The following is a 20,426-nucleotide window of genomic DNA, read 5'->3' on the forward strand; positions in this document are numbered from 1 at the left end:
GGCAGGTTATAGAGGCGTATTTAAAAGAATTTGGGATTACTTTTGAGCTAACGGATTTTCTTACAGCCCCAATATTAAAAGATTAATTAGAAATGATGAGCCATGACAAGAAAAACAAATGTTAAACAAATCAAAAATTGACTTATCATTAGAGAATAATTTTTGCTCAAAGGTACGTTTTTTACCAAAATCATGCCCTAAAATGAAGGTTGTTGATTTTCCAAATGGAGTATCTTCTGTTAATTCAACATTTGCTTCAGACACATTCAATATTGTCTCTGCTAAAAGTTTACAAGAAACTATACCTACAAACCAAGCAAAATCCATAATCCATTCCTTTAATGCACAAAAACTACCTTTAGCTTGGTGGGTTGAACCTCATTCGTCTCATTATAAAGTTGATGAAGTTCTCTTATCTATTGGTTTAGAGCATGTTGAAACAGAGGTAGGAATGGCAGCTTTAGCACAAAATATAGACTCACATGTTACTTCTACGCCAGATAATTTCAAAATCAAGGAAGTTGAATCACTTCAAGATTTTAGAGATTACGGAAATGTTATGGCATCAGTCTTCGAGCCTTTTGATGAAGAAGCGGTTATATTTTATGAAACAATAGGCCGTTGTTATAAAAAAGATCCTGATGTAGAGATGTTCGTTGGTTACATAAATAATAATCCTGTAGCAATATGTTTTTGTATTAAAGCAGATGGAATTGGTGGAGTGTATGATATTGTCACCAATCCAGATTTTCAGAAAAAAGGTGTTGGGACATTCATGACAAAAATTGCTATTGAGCATTTAAAAAGAAAGAAATGTCATGTTATTGGTATGCAAGCATCTCACGAGGGAATTGGCATTTATAAAAAATTGGGTTTTATAAACTTTGGTGAATTTAAAGTTTATTCCAATAAACACATGATCATTGAGCGATGAATTCTTTTCATCGATAAGCGAACTTATTATTTTCAGCAAAACTCAAATACAGAAAACCAATCTATACAACCAAGAAAGTTTAGCCAATCTTCTTTAATACTGATAGTGAAAAGTTAAAAAAGTTATTACAAATATAATTGTTTCAAATGACTCACTCAAATTTTCTTACTTTTATAATTTTCAGGATCATTGTCTTAAAAAAGATATCTATCACAGATCTAAGTTGAACAAGTGAAAATTTTATTTGATATGATCGATAATTTACTGTCTGTTACTGATAATTATAAAAAACTCGAAAAAGCAAATATTTAAAACTACAGTTATATCATAGTTTGTTAGATGGTTAGTCTGTTAGTCAATTAATAGAAAAAATCTTCGCTTTATACAATAACCAAAGGAGCTTCAAAACCCTTTTAAAGGTCCTTTATGTATATTGTTTCTTTTTTTAGATTACAGTTGATGATGAGAAATCTCTTTAAAATAAACATGTTAATTAATAATATAAGTGCACTCTACTTGAAGCATACTATTTTATATGAGGAACAAAACTTCAATCAACGTAAAATAAGGTGTTGAACAGTCATAGTGCACAATAAAATCAAATCATTTTAAATACTTAATGGTGAAATCCATTAAATGACAGAATAAAAATTCAAGTTTGAAAAGATTAAACCACACGCTACAAGTCTATTGAAACTCCGATTGTGCGATCGACTACCTTCTCGCTAAAACTTAATCACTATAAATATAAAAACCTTAAAGCCGCTCTAAATCCATAAAAGTTTCTAGATCTGCTGTATTAAATGTTGAAACTCCTCACGGCTGCTCATCTGAAACGCCAACAATTCCATAAAGCAGTTCCATAAAAAGAGGATAATGACGTTGTAATATCCGAAAAAATTCACCACATCACCTGAAAGATCATTGATAATTCCATCAGGACGTATCAATTGCCATTTAGAAAACCCTACCCATGCCGACAAAAAATTCTGTAAATATTAGATATATTCAATAATTTTTATAACGACTTCGGCTCATCCTGTTTTGCCACCAATGTAAGAAACAGCAAATATGGCGGGATCAGCCAGCTTTAATATCGCCTTGTAAAAGGTCTTTCCCTCTACTCTTTTTGCTATAAAATCCTGATTTTACAATTCCTTGCTCTCTTTTTATACTCAAAATTGCCTCTGAAACAGGATAGATTAATCGTAAAAAATATATAAAAGAAATAGATTATAACATTTTTTTCTCATTCTTCTTAATACAAAATAACTGTTAATCTACAATGCGCTAACACTTATCAGTCATAAGTCCAAAACAGCATATAATGACGAAACAAATTCATAGAGTGAAGATTTTTCACAATCAATTATTGTATTAATCTTTCCATAATGCATAAAAATGATGAAGCGGCCCTCGCCCTTTCCCTACTTTTAAAGCATTTGAGGCAGTTAAAGCGCCATGCAAATAATCTTTTGCTTGTTTAACAGCGCAATCCAAAGGTTGGGTAGGTAACAGAGCTGCAATGGCGGCAGAAATGGTACACCCTGTCCCATGATCATGAGTGGTTGAAAGACGAGAAGCTTCAAGTATAACAAGGTTTTCACAATCACAATAAAGATCTGGACTAGAATAATCGTAATTTTCTGTACTATTCTTGGTAAGCGTATTCAAATGTCCCCCTTTTAACAAAACTGCATGACACCCTAGCGCCAAGAGTCGTGGAGCATATTGATACATAGTCTCTAAAGACCATTGCACTTCACCTCCCAATAACAGTGCAGCTTCAGGCAAATTTGGCGTGATCAAAGTTGACATCGGCACAAGAACATCACGCATAATTTCAATTGCATCAGACTTTAAAAGAACATCACCACTTTTTGCAACCATAACCGGATCAAAAACAATAAAACGTGCTTTATGATAAGCAAGACGTTCTGCAATAACCTGTGCAATCTGAGCATTTGCAACCATACCAATTTTAACGGCATCAACATGGATATCCTCAAAAACAGAATCAATTTGATCTGCAACAAAAGAAGCATCTAATGCCTGAAAAGAACGCACACCCTGAGTATTTTGTGCAACAACAGCTGTAACCACACTCATACCATAAGTTTTCATAGCTGAAAAAACCTTCAAATCCGCCTGCATTCCAGCGCCACCAGAAGGATCTGTTCCCGCAATAGATAAAATCCGTGGAATAAAAAGTTTATCTTTTTGTAATTCCATCAACCTCTTTCCTTCTGTTTTTAAATATCGGAAAATGAGTTACCGAAAAAATAGATGCTTGAAAAAACATAAAGAAGATGTTTTCTCATGTGAATTATATTATATACGAAGTCTTCTTATAGATATAAAATGGAAAATGTAGTGCTTATCCTTCGTTCTATTCTTTTTACGTTCGCTTTTTATACAACAACTTTCATACAAATGATCCTTTACGCTCCCGTTTATTTTTTAATGCCCCGCAAAAAGGCATGGATTGTCCCTAAAACATGGGCGCGCGTTACACTCTTTTTGCAAAAATACATCGCAGGTACAAGTTATGAGATTGAAGGTTTAGAAAATCTTCCCAAAGGAGCCTATATCATTGCTCCAAAGCATCAATCGGCTTGGGAAACTTTCAGTCTTGTTCCCTATTTAGATGATCCTACTCTCATTTTAAAACGTGAATTGATGTGGATTCCATTGTTTGGCTGGTATATGGCAAAAACACAAATTATCCCCATTAACCGTACAACGCCCATCAAAGCCTTAAAAATGGTTATACAAAAAGCAAAAGAGAAAGTAAAACAAGGGCGCCAAATCTTAATTTTTCCCGAAGGAACACGCCGACAACCCGGTCAAGAACCAGATTATAAGTCAGGAATTGTCGCGCTCTATAATGAATTAGGGCTTCAAGTTGTGCCTATTGCACACAATGCGGGTTTATATTGGCCACGCAATAATTTTCGCCGCTATCCCGGAACAATTCGTGTCCGTATTCTTCCCCCGATAGAAGCTGGTTTAAGCAAACGTGATTTTCTAGATCAACTTGTCCAAAAAACTGAAAAAGCATGTGATGAACTGCTTCTCTTAGCAGCTCAAGATCCTACCCCTCCTCCTATGCCACCATACGCTGTTCAGAAACTTCAAAAACTAAATCATTCATCATGAAACAATGTATTGATTGATCAGAATAACGCATCACTTTGTATATTGAGCGGCGTATATGGAACAAAAATATAAGAAAGATACTTCAAACTTTCTAATTCAAAATTATAAAACACATGTACATTATAAGAAATGACCAATGTATGAATTTTTTTGAGAAAGAATTCTTCCTCTCTTTAAAATCGTTTAAATAACATACATAATATTGATTTATAAGGATATTTTATCGCTATTCAACTTGAATGAGACCTCGAAATACCGTAAGATTCTCTCATTTCAAATCTATTCCATATTGAATCAATTAGAATCATTTGCTTGCACATTACAAGCAGGGATATCTGTGTGAATAAAACGATACAAGAAAAGATTAAATGCTTTTTACGACCCCTCTCAAGTGCCAAGGGCTGTCCTAACAGGAGGACAAGAAAAATGTATGATTATGCCGATTCGTTCCTTCCTAAGAAACATCAATCCCCCAAGAACCTGAAATCTTGTACAATCTTCATTATTTAAAAAGTATTTCTTAAGATACTGTAAGTCATCAAACCAAATTCAAGGGGAAAATAAAAATGAGTATTGGTTTTTATCTCCGAGACACAACGGATACAGCAATTAACCATCTTTCCTTCCTAACCTAGACTTAAAAGCTTTGTGTGCTACATTAAAACAATTCTAAATAACGAATAAGAAGGAACTCGATTTAAATTAATGCAACGTCTCTTCTATAATTTATTTTTTTCTGTGATTTTGAGTTTATTCAGCGCTGTTGCTCTAGCGCAGCCTTTTATTTCTGTTGATGTTACAACGGGGCATATCTTAAAACATAATCAAGCTTTTGAGCGTTGGTACCCTGCTTCCTTGACAAAATTAATGACCGCTTATGTTATTTTTCGTGCCATGAGCCGAGGGGAAATTTCACCAGACAAACATATCACCATCAGCGAATACGCCGCAAAAGCTCCCTCATATCGTTCAGGCTATAAAGCTGGTTCTGTACTCACACTTGATACAGCCTTAAGTATCACCATGGTTAAATCTACCAATGATTTAGCCATTGCCATGAGTGAAGCTGTTGCAGGTTCACAGAAAAATTTTGTACGTAAAATGAATAGAGAAGCTAAACGTTTAGGCATGTTTGGAACGCATTTCGCAAACGCAAGTGGTTTACCAGACCCTCAAAACTACTCCACGGCACGCGACATTGCTCTTTTAGCCGTTCAAATACGTCGAGAATTTCCACAATATGCTCATTATTTTTCTATTCCAGCCATTGATTTTGGTAACAATCGAAAAGTCCAGCATAACTCAAACAACCTCATTGGCCGTTTTTATGGAATAGACGGTATGAAAACAGGCTTTATTTGTGCCTCGGGTTTTAATCTTGTTGCCTCAGCCACACGCAATAAACGTACAATTATTACTGTCATTCTAGGTGCTAACAACATAACTGAAAGAGAAGAAAAAGCTGCACAACTTCTTGAAACAGGATTTTTGCACCAAGGAAGACCCCAATTAACACTAGCAACATTAAAACCTTATGGGAGAAATATAACACAAGCCAACAATATGAGACAACAAACATGCACACCTGAAGCCATAAAAATGCATGCAAATTCATATGATGATCAAGGAAATATTATTCTCACCTCACCTTTTATCACTGCTCCACCTCCTTTTTCTCATCCTTTACCAGTACACCTCATTCGTACGCCAAAAACACCTAAAATAACAGTAAAGCCACTAAGAAAGCCCTATAGTTCGTATAAAAGACGCGCAAACCATTCTATAAAAAAGCCATAAATCATAATCTACGATTAATTATAATACTTTGATTTATAATGATAATTAATTATTTTGTATCTTATGTTAGAACCACAAATGTTGTAAGATTCTCTCATTTCAAATCTGTATTTGTTGAATCAATAAAAACCAGTCTCTTGCACGTCACGAGGTAGATGAACATGTAGATAAAATAATTAAAACAAGGAATAAAAATTCCTCCTATAAATTCTTTCAAGAACCAAGAATTATCATAACATTGACGCTAAAAAAGTGTATGATATACCCTGCATACACCTACCTTTATAAGCGTAAAGATAGTGGTACAATGGATTTCATAGGGTGTTAACCATTATATCCCTCACGGACACCATTATAAATTGGTTAGACGTACGGAAATATGTTTTTTTAAAACAAAACCACGGTTGATGATTAACATGAAAATAAAGCGCATCCCTCTCACGCTTATTACTGGTTTTTTAGGCTCTGGCAAAACAACTTTGCTCAACCGTATGCTACAAGACCCTATTTTAACAGAATGTGCTGTTATCATCAATGAATTCGGCGAAATCAGTATTGATCACCTTCTAGTTGAAAAAACGACAGAAGGAATTATTGAGCTTGCCAATGGTTGCTTATGCTGCAATTTACGCAGTGATCTCATCGATACATTAATTGATTTAATAAATCGCGTTCAAACAGGACAGATCAAACAACTCAATCATATTATCATTGAAACCACAGGGATGGCTGATCCCGCCCCTATTTTACAAATACTTTTAAGCCACCCGTTATTTATTCAAACATTATCCATAAATGCTGTTCTTGCAACATTTGATACATTAAGCACACTTTCCATATGTGAGCGCTACCCTGAAATATATAAACAATTAATATTTGCTGATAAAATTATTCTCACCAAAACAGATCTTAGAGACCCACAAACGCTTTCAGATACGCTCCTTAACACACTTAAAACGATTAATCCTACAGCACAAATCATTGACGCCCATTCTGAAGATTTTTGTTCAAATCTGTTAATAAATAACACATTATGGAATGAAAAAGTAGAAAATACAAAACTTAAACAAAATCTTACGACTACCCCACATGATCATACCCCCCATAAAACCATTCGTACCTTTTCACTCAACTGTGAGGGTCCTGTTGATTACGCCACAATTGAAGCTTTTTTAGATCTCCTACAAGAGCGTTATGGTACAAAACTATTACGTATTAAAGCAATTATCGCACTGCATGATGACCCTTATCGCCCACTTGTATTACATGGCGTACAAACATTTTTTCATCCTCCCATAAGATTGCCAGCATGGCCAAAAGGAATAAAACAAACACGTTTTGTCATCATTGCCGATGGTGTTGAAAAAGAAGCAATACAAAAGCTCCTCAATGCTTTCTTTAATAAACCAGCAATAGATACTGCAGACAAAACAGCTCTCTTAGAAAATCCTCTGATCATTCCAGGAATAAAATTTTAATTTTTTCTCACCCTCAATGATATAACATTAAATTCATTGGCACCACCATCTTTATGCTTTTAAAGGAGCAAACTGATAGCCTCATACTCTTGCCAGTTAAAAATGTTTTAGAAAACTTGGCACTTTAGAGTACTCATGAAAACTATCTGTGCTCTTTTCTTTAAGAGTTTTATTCACATGCTAATCCAATTTTATGGTGTGCAAAAAATGGTTTCGATTGATTCATTATAAACAGATTTTAAGATAAAAGGATCTTATGATATTGAGTCCCTCAATTCAAACTAAAAATAATAAACTGTCATTGTAAATCAAATTGTTATGATAAAAATTTTAATATCCATAAATCTGTAATCAGATTGTTTTCTCTCTAAATGCACTTCATCTGCGAACCACTTCATGCGATTCATTTCACAGACCGATTGGACAAATTCTTGGTTCTAAAATATTCTGCTCAACTCTATATTTACTCCAGCTAAGTGAAATCAAAATCCCTGTTAAGAAAAAAACAAAATCAGACAGAGGCAATATCGCATTTTAAAATGTGTGAATGTATCTTATATAATAGCACGACAAGATAATATTTTACAGCATGAAAGAATAAAACTCTTTGAAAGAAATAAAAAGAGAAGTACATTTTATATTAACTTACTCTTCACTAAAAATGAAGATTGACCGATGTGCAAACAATCCAACTTCTTTGAGAAAATTCCTCTTGGCTTCCCACTTCATCTGATTTACTTACATAAGACTCTATGAAAAAACTCTAGGCTTTAAAAGACTGACTACTCACTTAAACACCTTATGCGTAAAGTTTTTGCATATCCTGTATCGCCATTTATAAGTGATAGTGTCTACGGTCCATCAGGATACAATAACACTCACTGCAATAGAGAAACTGAAGTTTTATCAATATCGCGATTAAAAACGTAACGTTTTCCATAAACTTCAACAGTTGGAGGCTGACGATTTTTTTCAAAAAAATCATAACCTTTCTTAAGCATAACCCAGAATTGATAATGAGGATCATTGCTATGACGTAACATATTATCCTCGGTCATGCGGAAAGGAAAGGCCTGCAACTGAAACTCTCTTTGTCCTCCTTTAAAAGCATCCCGTGCAAACGCATAAATTTGAGCCATGTTCTTATCACTCATAGAATAACAACCTGCGGAAAAGCAAGAACCGTGCACCATAAGATTGCTTCCTGTACGACCATTTTCCTGATCATAAAGGTTAGGAAATCCTATATTAAAAGAAAGATAATATTTTGAATAAGGATTCATTTGGTTTGCGCTAATAGTATAAAAACCCTCTGGTGTCTGAAGATCCCCTTCTTTATATTTAGGTCCAAGCTTACCAGACCATTTGCAAATGCCATAGCGAGCAACCAAGATAAAAAGCCCTGAACGAGATTGCTTCCAAACTTCAGCAAGATTTTCTTCCTTGAAAAATCGCATTACAATTGGTGCATAAGGATCAATATCGTACAAAGCCATTCTGTTCTGGATTTCTTGTGGCAACGGCTGCTCAACTTTGGCACGAATAGAAGCTGGCAATCTTCCCCCACATGCCGCCAATATTCCCATTACAAACAACACACACACAGCGAGGAATCTGCTAAATGTCATCGAATAAAACTCCAATCCAACACCCCTCACAAAAAATAACCTATGTTAGAGATCGACCAATTTGAAGGTATTTTTCCCTTCGCTCTTGTTTAAGAACTTCACCATCTTTTCCAGCCATAACTTTTAAAGCCTCTGAAATAACATCACCCGTTGCATCAATGACAATCTCTTTGCCACGATGCGCTCCCCCTAAAGGTTCCGAAATAATGCCATCAATAATCTTTAAGCGATATAAATCTTGAGCGGTAATACGCATATTCATTGCAGCATCTTTTGCACGAGCTGGATCACGCCATAAAATAGAAGCTGCTCCTTCTGGTGAAATAACAGAGTAAATTGCGTGCTCCAACATATAAACTTTGTTGGCAGCCGCGATTGCTATCGCCCCTCCAGAACCGCCTTCTCCAATAACAACGGAAACCACAGGAACTTTCAAACGCAAAGTTGCAGCTGTTGATTGAGCAATTGCTTCCGCTTGCCCACGTTCTTCAGCACTCACACCAGGATAAGCACCTGCTGTATCAATAAAAGTGAGAAGTGGCAAACCAAAGCGGTCAGCCATTTCCATAATACGTACAGCTTTACGATAGCCTTCTGGACGTGCAGAACCAAAATTATAACGCAAACGTGTTTGCGTATCGTGACCTTTCTCTTGACCGATATAAGCAACTGCTTCTCCCCTAAAGCGTGCAAACCCAGCTTGAATAGCCTCATCTTCAGCAAACTTGCGATCTCCTGCCAAAGGTGTAACATCACTCAATAAGCGTTTAGAATAGTCCATAAAATGGGGACGATCAGGATGACGAGCGACTTGTGTTTTTTGCCACGGCGATAATTTTTTATAAATATCGCGCAACGCTGTTTGGGAACGCGTTTCAAGACGAGCAATCTCGTCACTCATATCAAGACTGCCTTTTTCCTGAGAAATTTTTTTTAATTCAAGAATTTTCCCATCAAGATCAGCAACTGGTTTTTCAAAATCAAGATAATTATACATTTGTACCAACTCATTCAGTGTCACTTATACACTTATAATTTGCTTTATAAAGTCTTTTTCAAAAACATCACCTTTTCTTTAACGAGCCTTTTGCTCATCGGCAAGTGGATGATGCTCATTAACTAAACGATAAAGTCCCTCTTCCAACACATGGGTATAAATCTGAGTGGTAGAAATATCAGAGTGACCTAACAAATGTTGAACGGCACGCAAATCAGCACCATTTTGCAAAAGATGGCTAGCAAAAGCATGGCGCAACACATGGGGAGAAAAGTGTTTACTTTCAATTCCTGCCCTTGTGGCGAGATTTTTCAACTCCCGTGCAACAACTTGACGCGCAATATACCCTGTTTCTGAATGCGCTGGAAAAAGATAAGAACTTGCGGCATCCTTTCCCTGATCACGCAAATTTAACCACTGCAAAAGAACTTGATATGCTTTTTTTGATAACAGCACCATTCGTTCTTTTTTGCCTTTACCACGAACCAAAATGCTGTATGCTTTCCCCCGAACAGCCTGCACAGGCAGACTCACCAATTCACTAATGCGTAATCCTGTTGCATAAAGCATTTCACTCAATAGCTGAAGACGCAATGCACGCAGATAATCCTTAGATCCATAATGAGCTTGATTAACTTCTAACTGTGCTAAATCAAGCAATTTTATCACTGCATCTTCACTCATGATTTTTGGCAAAGGACGCCCTTGGCGAGGTGCATCAATATCATGAGAGGGATCATCTGCTCTCAACCCTTCAGCATAAAGGAATTGATAAAACTGACGTAAAGTTGATAAACGGCGCGCTTGCGACGATGCCGCAAAACCAAAAGTATGCATAAGCGACAAAAGGGCAATTAAATCTTCTTTTTGTGCTGAAAAAAGCGAAACAGAGTGTGAAGACAATTCGTCTTGTGCCCACTGCAAATCATGCTGATAAGCCGCAAGCGTATGAGGTGAAGCCCCTCTCTCCGCGCTCATCATCTCAAGAAAATGATCTATCACAGCACCACTTTTCATTTCATTGATTCGCTTCCGTAGAAAGATTCCATGAATCCAAGGGGACATCAATGTACATATCCACAGTTACTGGTTCAACCCAAACCACAAGAGCACCCATTATAATGAAAAGAACAGAAAGCAAAATGAAAAGAATCATCAAAAATCTGGTCAATGTTGGCATAAGATAATAACCTACCAAAAATATTCTATCTCGTATTATGCCTCACAAAGATTAACAGGAATTGACTTTAAGATGGATAAATGCCGAAATAAAGTTATGAAAAGCAATCGACCAAAACGCGTCCCCATAACACAAATAAAGAATCAGCTCTTATCGTCCCTTGATAAAAGAGTACTTGTCCTTGTTGGTCTTATGGGGGCAGGAAAATCAGTGATCGGAAAACGCGTCGCCACCATGCTCCGTTTACCCTTTTATGATTCTGACCAAGAAATTGAAAAAGCTGCGCAAATGACAATCACTGAACTCTTTGAAATTTATGGTGAATCAGAATTTCGTGCTCTTGAACAGCGTGTTATTCTAAACCTCATAAAAAAAAGTCCTCTTGTTTTAGCAACAGGTGGTGGTGCCTACATAAATGAAAATATCCGAAAAGCCATTCACCAAAATGGTATATCCATATGGCTAAAAGTCGATCTTGATATCCTCATGCAACGTGTCTCAAAGCACCCAACACGCCCCCTGCTTCAAACAGCCAATCCTAAAGAAACCATGCAAAAACTCATGGAACAGCGTTATCCTATCTATGCAAAGGCAAACTTAACAATTAACAGTCATAAAGAAAGCCGTCATACCGTAGCACAAAATGTTATACGATCTGTACAGCACTACCTATACACAGAAATTAACAATAGGGAAAACCAGCATGCAAACAAAGACCGTCACTGTTAAACTGGACAAACACTGTTACGATATCATCATTGGTCCGAGTCTGATTGCCCAAGCTGCTTCACAGATTAAACATGCTCTTAACAAAAAAGATCCTCATCCAACGCGCTTGGCACTTGTTACAGATACAAATGTTGCTTCTCTTCATTTGGAGATATTACAAGCAGAGTTAACAAAAAATAAAATTCATACTGTCCCTATTATTGTAGAAGCGGGAGAACAATCAAAATCATTTTCAACCCTGCAAGTTGTCATCGATCAAATTCTTGCTGCGCGTTTAGAAAGAGGCGACTGTGTTATTGCTTTTGGCGGTGGTGTCATTGGCGATCTAGCAGGATTTGCGGCAAGTATAATCCGCCGTGGTATGAACTTCATTCAAATGCCCACAACGCTTCTTGCACAAATTGATTCCTCCGTTGGTGGAAAAACTGGAATCAATAGCCAATATGGTAAAAATCTTATTGGTACTTTTTATCAACCGCAATGCGTTATTGCTGACACATGTCTTCTTGATACCCTACCACCGCGCGAATTTCGTGCTGGTTACGCAGAAATGGTCAAATATGGACTCATTAACCAGCCTAATTTCTTTGAATGGCTTGAAAAAAATGGACAAGAAGTCTTTTCTAATGGCCCTATGCGAACAGAAGCCATTGTCCGCTCATGCCAATTTAAAGCTGCCATTGTAGCACGTGACGAACACGAAGCAGGAGAGCGCGCGCTCTTAAATCTCGGCCATACATTTGGACACATGCTTGAAACAGCAACCGCCTATGACTCAGACCGCTTAATCCATGGCGAAGCTGTAGCAATTGGAATGATTCTAGCGCATCAATTCTCTGCTCAACTAAATTTGATAAGTCCCACACTTACACAACGTATTGAAGCACACTTCAAATCTATAGGGTTGCCTACACAATTAAAGGATATCCCAGGGAAGTTACCAGATTCTGACACTTTAATGACTCTCATTGCCCAAGATAAAAAAGTTTCGCAAAACAATTTGACCTTCATCTTAACACGCGGACTTGGTCAATCATTTATTGCAAAAAATGTCTCTCCGGAAGCAGTTTTGACTTTTCTGGAACAAAAATTAGCAGAAATTCGTTAATTCATATTGAATATAATTGATTCGTTTTTATACTTCTATTAAAGGAATAAGTATGATGATGTCTGCGTAGCTCAGTAGGATAGAGCACAGGATTCCTAAAGAAATTGGGCGCTTTAAGGAGAAATCCTCAAAGTGGATCTGCTCAAATTCGGGGAAAGCTTCATGGGAGACTATATGCCAATGCCAATCCCGAGCCAAGTCTCTCCTCAAATGAGAGAAAGGTGTAGAGACTGAACGGGCAGCACCTAAAGAGCTAAAAGCTTCAAGGTGAAGAGACAGTCCAGACCACAAACAGCCATGAAAAGCTGGCGGTGAAAATCGAAGTGGTATGAATCCTGGGGTCGCAGGTTCGAATCCTGCCGTAGACACCATTGTATCAATCAAATTATTCTTTGTGAACAATATAGGAATATAGGGAAGCATCATGAAAAAAACTTTACATTTTTTAGGATTTTTCACCGCTTTAAGTTTATCAATCTTCAGCTCAAACAATAGCTTAGCTGGTTCTTTTATCATTGAGGTACCAGACAATCCAGAGCCAAAAACTGAGACCATTACCTATCAGTGTGATACTGGAACAGGTAAAGAACGCGTTGAAGCGGTCTATCTCAATGCTGATAATATTTCGTTGGTTGATTTCAAATGGAAAGGAGAGCGCGTCGTTGCTGCAAATGTAGTCGCAGACACAGGGGAAAAATACGAAGGAAGCTGGTATATTTGGTGGAAAAAGAACAACGAAGTCACACTTTACGATCATCTTCGTGATCCAGAAAGAAAAACCCCCATCCACTGTAAAGATGAATCAACATTGTTGTTCTAAATAACGAAGGAATCATTATGAAAAAAACTCTTTTTAATTTACGGTTTTTAGCCGTTTTAAATCTATCGCTTTTTAGCTCAACGAGTGCCTTTGCCGGCTCTTTAGTCATTGAGGTACCAGACGATTCAGAACCAAAAAAAGAAACCGCTGTCTATCAATGCAGCAATGAAACAAAAAAAGAACGTGTTGAAGCAACCTACTACACTACCAATGATATTGCATTAGTTGATCTCAAATGGAATGGAAAGCGCATCATCGCTTCCAATGTCGTTTCTGCTTCTGGAGCAAAATATGTAGGGGGTGAATATGTTTGGTGGACAAAAGGAAACGAGGCCTCATTCTACAATACCCTTACTGAAGACCACGCAACGTCCCTCACGTGTGTAGAAGAAAAAAGCACAGAATAAAGAAGCTTCTTGTATTTCAAGAACCGCGCTGGCTCTCATCGCTTGATGTTCCTTCTGACGTGAGTAACTTTTCCTCCGTCTGGTCTAATAAAAGAGCCAGCGGTTTTTCTGACTGTTCTTCTGAATGATGTCGATAAGCTGCTGTATGTGAGAGCAACATAGAAGCTACCGGTGCTGTTAAAAATAAAAAAAACATCAGCAACACTTCATGAAAAACAAAATAATGGTCCACAAATATTGAATAGAGAAATGAAGAAATAAGAATGCTACCAACGCCCCAACTCGTACATACTGAAAGCATATGCAAACGCTCATAAAAACTGGAAAAACGCACCAAACCTATCGTTGCGATCAGTGTCAATCCAGACCCTAATATTAAGAAAACCGTGATAGCAATAGCAACCACAAGCGATACGTCATCTTTCATTCAATAACCTCCCCCCGCATAAGAAACTTCGCTAAAGCGATGCTTGAGACAGACCCCAACAACCCAATAATGAGGGCAGCAACAAAATAAATGGTCGTTCCTGAACGGATATCGAATGTAAGAAACAAAAGAACAGTGGTTATATAAAGAGCATCCAAACCAACAATTCTATCCTGTGCCCGTGGACCACGAATCAACCGAAACAATGCGAAGACCACCGCCAAACTTAAAAAAAACTGTGAAAAGAAAAGCCCCCAATAAAGGATCACCATACTCATAAGAAAATCTCCAAAAGTAATTGCTCATACCGTTGTTTTATCAATCGTTGATAATTATATCCTTTTTTTAAATTTAAGACATGGAGCAAAAGCTCACCCTTTTTACTATTATAGGCAACCCAAGCCGTTCCAGGAGTTGCCGAAAGGATGCACGCTAAAATAGCCAAAGCAGTGCGATTATGAAGCAGAAGAGGCACTACAATAAAGCCAGATCGCTGTTTTCGAGACCTTTTTGTTAAAACAAACCAAGCCACCGAGATATTTGAGGATATAGAATCTATCAAGACTCGAAAAATAAGACGAAAAACCGCACTCCAGTTTTTAATAGCAACCTTCTCCGGCTCAAGAAGCCGTATCATCCAACCACAAAACAAAGCGGTTATAATACCTAAAAACAATTGCCCTAAACTAAAACCATTTAAAATAAGCCACATAAGGACAATGACACCACTGAAAAAAGGAGAAGGACAAAAACGATTCATTTATTCATCTCCCTCTTTTCGAGAGAAAAATCCGTTAAAACGCTCCCAATATAATTCTGAGGTTCATACAAAGTCTTAGCAGTTTCAGACATATAATGACTAACAGGACCGGCTACAATTGTTATAAGAAAACACAAGGCAAGAAGAACAGCAATAGGCGCAAATTCTATCACCTGCACACGGGGAACGCGACCTTCAAGAGAAACCCAAAAAGTTCGAATCCCCGTTCGTGTCAGTGCAATCAAAGCTGCAAAACCTGAGAGGGTGACAAAAACCACAAAAAGCCAATCATGATAAACCGGAAGAGAGGCAAAAAAATCCTCTCTACTATGGTTTAAAACTGCCATGAACATCATAAGTTTAGCAACAAAACCAGAAAAAGGTGGCAATCCAATAATCAAAATGGCACAGATACCAAAACAAGCCCCAAGAATTGCCAAGGTTACAGGGAGATATGTGCCAACTTCATCTTCTTCCTCCTCTTCATCATCACCATAAACCTCCATTGTGACAGCCAGAACATTAGCAGCCACATCTTGACAGCGTTCAACCAACTCTACCAAAAGAAAAAAAGCTCCCAGTGCTAAAGTTGAAGAAACAATATAAAAAAGTGCACCTGCTGTCAGTGCTGCATTGCCAATCCCTATTGCTGCCAACAATGTACCAGAAGAGACAAGAACACTATAAGCTGCCAAACGCACCAAAACTTGGCTCGCCAATACCCCAATAAAACCAAAAATCAAAGTGGCAAGCCCACCATAAAACAAAACCGTATGACCAAAATGGTTAAAATATTCACTTTCAGGACCAAACCACAGCAGCGTTAAACGTAAAATAATATAAATACCCACCTTGCTCAAAAGTGCAAAAGAAGCTCCAACGGGCGCTACTGCCGCGCTGTAAGTTGGCACCAACCAAAAATTAAGCGGCCACATACCAGCCTTAAGCAAAAAAGCAATACCTAGAAGTGCAACACCTATTTCGAACAAAACAATATCTGTAGAAGATATATATTTTATTTTAACAGCCAAATCGGCCATATTAAGAGTACCAGCGACTCCATAAATGAGGGCCGTACCAACTAAAAAAAGTAATGAAGCAACAAGATTAACCACAACATAATGCAACCCTGCACGCACGCGTGTCTGACCAGAACCATGCAAAGCAAGCCCATAGGAAGCCGTTAACATAACTTCAAAAAATACAAATAAATTAAATAAATCACCGGTCAAAAAAGCGCCGTTTATTCCAACCATGAAAAATTGCATCAGTGACTGAAAATGAGAACCCGCTTTGTACCAATGAGCCCGCGCAAAAACCAGTACGCTAGTCACCAATAAGCTTGAAAGTAAAAGCATCATGGCGCTTAAACGATCAAGGACCAAAACAATTCCGAAGGGAGAGAGCCAATTGCCAAGCCGATAAACATCGCAAGCCGGCGCTATTTCAAGAGTACGTATAATCAGTAAAACAGCAATAACGACCGACAATCCCGCCGAAAAAAGACTAATCAATGATTTAAATTTCGAACGCCGTTCATCATAAAAAAGAAGAAGTGCTCCAGTGATTAACGGCAAAAGAATAGGCAAAATAAGGAGATGGTGCACTCCTACTTCCATCACTGCACCTCACGTCCATCAACGTGATCTGAACCCGTTAAACCGCGTGAAACCAAGAGAATAACTAAAAATAAAGCTGTCGTTGCAAAACCAATCACAATCGCAGTTAAAACCAAGGCTTGAGGAAGAGGATCGACATAATTAGCTGGATTAATAACAGTAGTAGGATCAACAATTGGAGCGGCATTACTACGCGGTCTACTCATTGAAAACATAAAAAGATTGACACCATAGGAAATCAAAGACAAACCAAGAATGACTTGAAAAGTGCGTGGACGTAAAATAAGCCAAATTCCTGATCCAACAAGAATACCAATACCTAAAGAAAGAACAATTTCCATTAATTTTCCTTCTCTTTCAAAACAGGTTTCTTACCGATTCGGTAACTCCGAATTGACTGGTGTGCAAGTGCAATTAAAATGAGAACAGTTGCTCCTAACACAAGAGAAAGCACACCAAAATCAAACAAAAAAGCAGATGCCATGGGAACTTTTCCAATTAACGGAAAATGAATATATCGAAAAAAGGATGTTAAAAAAGGATATCCAAAAAACCAAGAGCCCATCCCCGTTACGACTGACAACAATAAACCAAAGCCCATCCAACGCAAAGGTAAAACTCTCAAATGCGTTTCCACCCACCGAATATCGCGTGCAAGATATTGTAAAATAAATCCTATCGCCAAAGTAACACCACCGACAAATCCACCTCCTGGCAGATCATGCCCTCGCATAAATAAATAAATAGCAAAAGCGATAATAATCGGAAAGAGCCAACCCATAATAACAGCAGGAACAGCTAAATAATTCAACACTGTATCTCCCACATTTCGATTAGGCTGTGCCATATCAAAGGCTTTCTGGACACGTTGCTGAAAAGGTGCATCAATACTTTCAGGGGCAGGACGAAACCGCCGTAAAAGGGCAAAAACAGTGAGTGATACAACACCCAAAACGACAATTTCTCCCATAGTATCAAAACCACGGAAATCAACCAACAACACATTCACAACATTGCGACCACCAGCATCAGAGTAAGCCTTGGTGAGAAAAAAATCAGAAATCGTCGTACCTTGAGGACGTGTCATCACTGCAAAAGAGAGCCATGCTACACCAGCACCTCCCACAAGGGCTATGATGAAATCACGGATACGACGCAAGCGCACGAAAAAACGAACAGGCGTTGGTGTAGGATTATGCAAACGTTTAGGCAACCACCGTAAACCAAGCAATAATAAGACGACTGTAACAACCTCAACAACTAATTGTGTTATTGCTAAATCAGGAGCAGAAAGCCATAAAAAGGTTGCACAAGTCATCAAACCAGCTCCCCCCGACAACATGAGTGATGCAAGACGATGAAACTTTGCTTGCCAAGCAACTAAAAGTGCACATAATCCGCCAACTAACCAAAGAGCGAGAAAAGGAATATCAACTGGAAAAAGCGGTAACGCCCCCGCTGAAATAAAACCATCGCACCAAAGTAAAAGACCAACAAATGCAAAACACACCCAAAAAATCCAGTGCAACTGTATCTGCAAACGGCGTGTTGATAAAATAGATTCCACCGCACGTGCCCATTTCCAAGAAATAATCACGAGAATGCGTTCAAAAATACGCGGTCCATTTAAGTGACGAAAAAAAGGTGCTCCATCATCACAGGATAAAAAATAACGGTGCCCGACAGCGTAGAGTAATCCGCCTCCTAATAACGCAACAAAACTCATCACTAATGGAGTATTGAACCCATGCCAAACAGCTAAACTATAAGGGATTGTCATTGATCCTAAAACAGACACAACCGCGTTATCTAAAATAGGTCCTATTGTTAAATTAGGAAAAATACCAACTGCTAAACAAATAAACACCAAAAGCTCCATTGGTAAACGCATGAAATGCGGTGGTTCATGGGGAGTTTTGGGTAAATTGACAGGTTTTGGTCCCAAAAAAACGCCATGAATAAAGCGTATAGAATAGGTTACACTAAACAGACTAGCCAGCGTTGCTACATAAGGTGCAATCCAATCGAGCCATGATTCCATATGCGTTTCAACAGCTTCAGCAAAAAACATCTCTTTCGATAAAAAACCATTCAACAAAGGAACTCCAGCCATCGCTGCGCTTGCAACTAAAGCGAGAGTTGCTGTAATAGGCATAGAGCGATAAAGCCCTGACAATTTACGCATATCACGTGTTCCCGTCTCGTGATCAATAATACCAGCAGCCATAAATAAAGAAGCTTTAAAAGTAGCATGATTAGCCATATGGAAGATCGCTGCAACACAAGCAAGTGGACTACCAAGGCTTAAAAGCGTGGTAATCAATCCAAGATGACTAATAGTTGAGTAAGCAAGCAGCCCTTTCAAGTCTTGCTGAAACATGGAAAAATAGGCACCAAGCAGCAATGTAGAGAGTCCTGAAAAGCCAACCAGCCAAAACCAAGATTCTGTCCCAGAAAGCACAGGCCATAAACGAACAAGCAAAAACAATCCCGCTTTTACCATGGTTGCTGAATGCAAATAAGCCGATACAGGGGTTGGAGCAGCCATCGCATTGGGCAGCCAAAAATGAAAGGGAAACTGCGCACTTTTTGTTAATCCCCCCAATAAAATACAAATAAGGACAGGACTATAAAGAGAACTTGACCGGATCATATCTCCAGACTGCAGCACTTTATCCAAATCAAAACTGCCAACAACATACCCGATCAATAAAACCCCAATAAAAAGTGCAAAACCGCCAAAACCTGTGATCGTTAGAGCCATACGCGCACCCTCACGCGCACTTGCATTATGATACCAATAGCCGATCAACAAAAAAGAAAAAATGCTGGTGAGTTCCCAAAAAATAACCAAAAATACGAGATTACCTGATAAGACTATTCCCGTCATTGATCCCATAAAGGCCAAAAAAAAGGAAAAAAATCGCGGTACAGAATCTGCTGGATCCATGTAATAACGTGAATAAATGACAACAAGCAACCCAATTCCTGTAATGAGCAAGCAAAAAAGCCACGATAAACCATCTATACGGAGAATCAAATCGCTCCCCCATTCTGGAAGCCAAGAAATATCTAAACGCACTACGTGGTTTCCGCGAACTTCCGGATAAAGCATTATTGTAAAAATAAGACAGAAAAGTGCAACAATCCCAGCAAACCATGCTTCATTATTTTTTGCTGTCGAGCGAAAAAAGCCAATGATAGCACTTCCACCAAAGGGAAGCAAAACGAGCAATATCAACATTGCTTCCCGTGTTGTCATTCTTTCAACTCCATCCTGTCCTTAATATTTTGTCATCGACAAAACAAAAACTTATATCCTCACCCCCCATTCCACACTTAATGATAATAAGATTTAATAAAACTTAAAAGTATTTAAATTT

The 20,426-nt window shown here is 38.0% G+C and carries 19 protein-coding genes; 8 read left to right on the forward strand and 11 right to left on the reverse strand.

Going from position 1 to position 20,426, the window contains the following annotated elements; all coding sequences use genetic code 11:
- The first annotated feature begins 118 nt into the window (after nt 1-118).
- Nucleotides 119-934 (forward strand): GNAT family N-acetyltransferase, encoded by an 816-nt coding sequence (locus ACFIKB_RS00290; RefSeq protein ID WP_375644332.1) that lies wholly within the window; start codon nt 119-121, stop codon nt 932-934.
- Nucleotides 935-1,719: 785 nt separating this feature from the next.
- Here the strand turns inward: ACFIKB_RS00290 and ACFIKB_RS00295 are convergent.
- Both ACFIKB_RS00295 and thiD read right to left on the reverse strand, forming a co-directional pair.
- Nucleotides 1,720-1,917, reverse strand: coding sequence for a hypothetical protein (locus tag ACFIKB_RS00295; protein ID WP_375644333.1), 198 nt, complete (start codon nt 1,915-1,917; stop codon nt 1,720-1,722).
- Nucleotides 1,918-2,311: 394 nt separating this feature from the next.
- Nucleotides 2,312-3,166, reverse strand: coding sequence for a bifunctional hydroxymethylpyrimidine kinase/phosphomethylpyrimidine kinase (thiD, locus tag ACFIKB_RS00300; RefSeq protein WP_375635329.1), 855 nt, complete (start codon nt 3,164-3,166; stop codon nt 2,312-2,314).
- 129 nt (nt 3,167-3,295) lie between these two features.
- Here thiD and ACFIKB_RS00305 point away from each other — a divergent pair, with 129 nt between their 5' ends.
- The 3 genes from ACFIKB_RS00305 to ACFIKB_RS00315 all read left to right on the forward strand — a co-directional run bounded on the left by ACFIKB_RS00305 (nt 3,296) and on the right by ACFIKB_RS00315 (nt 7,368).
- Entirely contained in the window at nt 3,296-4,093 is a 798-nt protein-coding gene (locus tag ACFIKB_RS00305; protein ID WP_015857082.1) for a 1-acyl-sn-glycerol-3-phosphate acyltransferase, read from the forward strand.
- A 705-nt stretch (nt 4,094-4,798) separates the two neighbouring features.
- Nucleotides 4,799-5,890, forward strand: coding sequence for a D-alanyl-D-alanine carboxypeptidase family protein (locus ACFIKB_RS00310; RefSeq protein ID WP_375646917.1), 1,092 nt, complete (start codon nt 4,799-4,801; stop codon nt 5,888-5,890).
- 416 nt (nt 5,891-6,306) lie between these two features.
- Entirely contained in the window at nt 6,307-7,368 is a 1,062-nt protein-coding gene (locus tag ACFIKB_RS00315) for a CobW family GTP-binding protein (RefSeq protein ID WP_375652533.1), read from the forward strand.
- A gap of 878 nt (nt 7,369-8,246) precedes the next feature.
- On the opposite strand, the gene ACFIKB_RS00320 is transcribed toward ACFIKB_RS00315, so the two are convergent.
- From ACFIKB_RS00320 to ACFIKB_RS00330, 3 genes are all read right to left on the reverse strand, one after another.
- Nucleotides 8,247-8,996, reverse strand: a complete 750-nt coding sequence (locus ACFIKB_RS00320; protein WP_375635332.1) for a L,D-transpeptidase family protein — start codon at nt 8,994-8,996, stop codon at nt 8,247-8,249.
- 40 nt (nt 8,997-9,036) lie between these two features.
- Nucleotides 9,037-9,993, reverse strand: a complete 957-nt coding sequence (locus ACFIKB_RS00325; RefSeq protein WP_375646920.1) for an acetyl-CoA carboxylase carboxyltransferase subunit alpha — start codon at nt 9,991-9,993, stop codon at nt 9,037-9,039.
- 78 nt (nt 9,994-10,071) lie between these two features.
- Nucleotides 10,072-11,010 (reverse strand): site-specific tyrosine recombinase XerD, encoded by a 939-nt coding sequence (locus tag ACFIKB_RS00330; protein WP_375652534.1) that lies wholly within the window; start codon nt 11,008-11,010, stop codon nt 10,072-10,074.
- A gap of 259 nt (nt 11,011-11,269) precedes the next feature.
- On the opposite strand from ACFIKB_RS00330, the gene ACFIKB_RS00335 reads away from it, so the two are divergent.
- From ACFIKB_RS00335 to ACFIKB_RS00350, 4 genes are all read left to right on the forward strand, one after another.
- Complete coding sequence (locus tag ACFIKB_RS00335; RefSeq protein WP_375652669.1) at nt 11,270-11,902, forward strand: shikimate kinase; 633 nt, start codon at nt 11,270-11,272, stop codon at nt 11,900-11,902.
- Nucleotides 11,877-13,010: a 3-dehydroquinate synthase gene (gene aroB / locus ACFIKB_RS00340; RefSeq protein WP_375652536.1), complete on the forward strand. Its 1,134-nt coding sequence runs from the start codon at nt 11,877-11,879 to the stop codon at nt 13,008-13,010. Before ACFIKB_RS00335 ends, aroB begins: the two co-directional genes overlap by 26 nt.
- A gap of 424 nt (nt 13,011-13,434) precedes the next feature.
- A complete protein-coding gene (locus ACFIKB_RS00345) occupies nt 13,435-13,830 on the forward strand; it encodes an MliC family protein (RefSeq protein WP_375635334.1) in 396 nt (131 codons plus the stop codon).
- A 17-nt stretch (nt 13,831-13,847) separates the two neighbouring features.
- The gene (locus ACFIKB_RS00350) at nt 13,848-14,237 is read left to right on the forward strand and encodes an MliC family protein (RefSeq protein ID WP_375652537.1); all 390 of its coding nucleotides are present in this window, start codon (nt 13,848-13,850) and stop codon (nt 14,235-14,237) included.
- 16 nt (nt 14,238-14,253) lie between these two features.
- Here the strand turns inward: ACFIKB_RS00350 and mnhG are convergent, their stop codons facing one another.
- The 6 genes from mnhG to ACFIKB_RS00380 are packed head-to-tail and all read right to left on the reverse strand — an operon-like array spanning nt 14,254 to nt 20,305.
- On the reverse strand, nt 14,254-14,664 hold the full coding sequence (gene mnhG, locus ACFIKB_RS00355; RefSeq protein ID WP_375635336.1) for a monovalent cation/H(+) antiporter subunit G: 411 nt from the start codon (nt 14,662-14,664) through the stop codon (nt 14,254-14,256).
- Nucleotides 14,661-14,942: a K+/H+ antiporter subunit F gene (locus ACFIKB_RS00360; protein WP_375635337.1), complete on the reverse strand. Its 282-nt coding sequence runs from the start codon at nt 14,940-14,942 to the stop codon at nt 14,661-14,663. Before ACFIKB_RS00360 ends, mnhG begins: the two co-directional genes overlap by 4 nt.
- Nucleotides 14,939-15,424, reverse strand: coding sequence for a Na+/H+ antiporter subunit E (locus ACFIKB_RS00365; protein WP_375644337.1), 486 nt, complete (start codon nt 15,422-15,424; stop codon nt 14,939-14,941). Before ACFIKB_RS00365 ends, ACFIKB_RS00360 begins: the two co-directional genes overlap by 4 nt.
- Nucleotides 15,421-17,043 (reverse strand): monovalent cation/H+ antiporter subunit D, encoded by a 1,623-nt coding sequence (locus ACFIKB_RS00370; protein ID WP_375644338.1) that lies wholly within the window; start codon nt 17,041-17,043, stop codon nt 15,421-15,423. Before ACFIKB_RS00370 ends, ACFIKB_RS00365 begins: the two co-directional genes overlap by 4 nt.
- Nucleotides 17,043-17,384, reverse strand: coding sequence for a Na+/H+ antiporter subunit C (locus ACFIKB_RS00375; RefSeq protein WP_015857096.1), 342 nt, complete (start codon nt 17,382-17,384; stop codon nt 17,043-17,045). Before ACFIKB_RS00375 ends, ACFIKB_RS00370 begins: the two co-directional genes overlap by 1 nt.
- Nucleotides 17,384-20,305, reverse strand: a complete 2,922-nt coding sequence (locus ACFIKB_RS00380; protein ID WP_375652538.1) for a monovalent cation/H+ antiporter subunit A — start codon at nt 20,303-20,305, stop codon at nt 17,384-17,386. The genes ACFIKB_RS00375 and ACFIKB_RS00380 overlap by 1 nt, the downstream gene beginning before the upstream one ends.
- Nucleotides 20,306-20,426 lie beyond the last annotated feature (121 nt).

Source organism: Bartonella sp. MR110HLJHH, from assembly GCF_042194225.1.
GTDB classification, from domain to species: domain Bacteria; phylum Pseudomonadota; class Alphaproteobacteria; order Rhizobiales; family Rhizobiaceae; genus Bartonella; species Bartonella grahamii.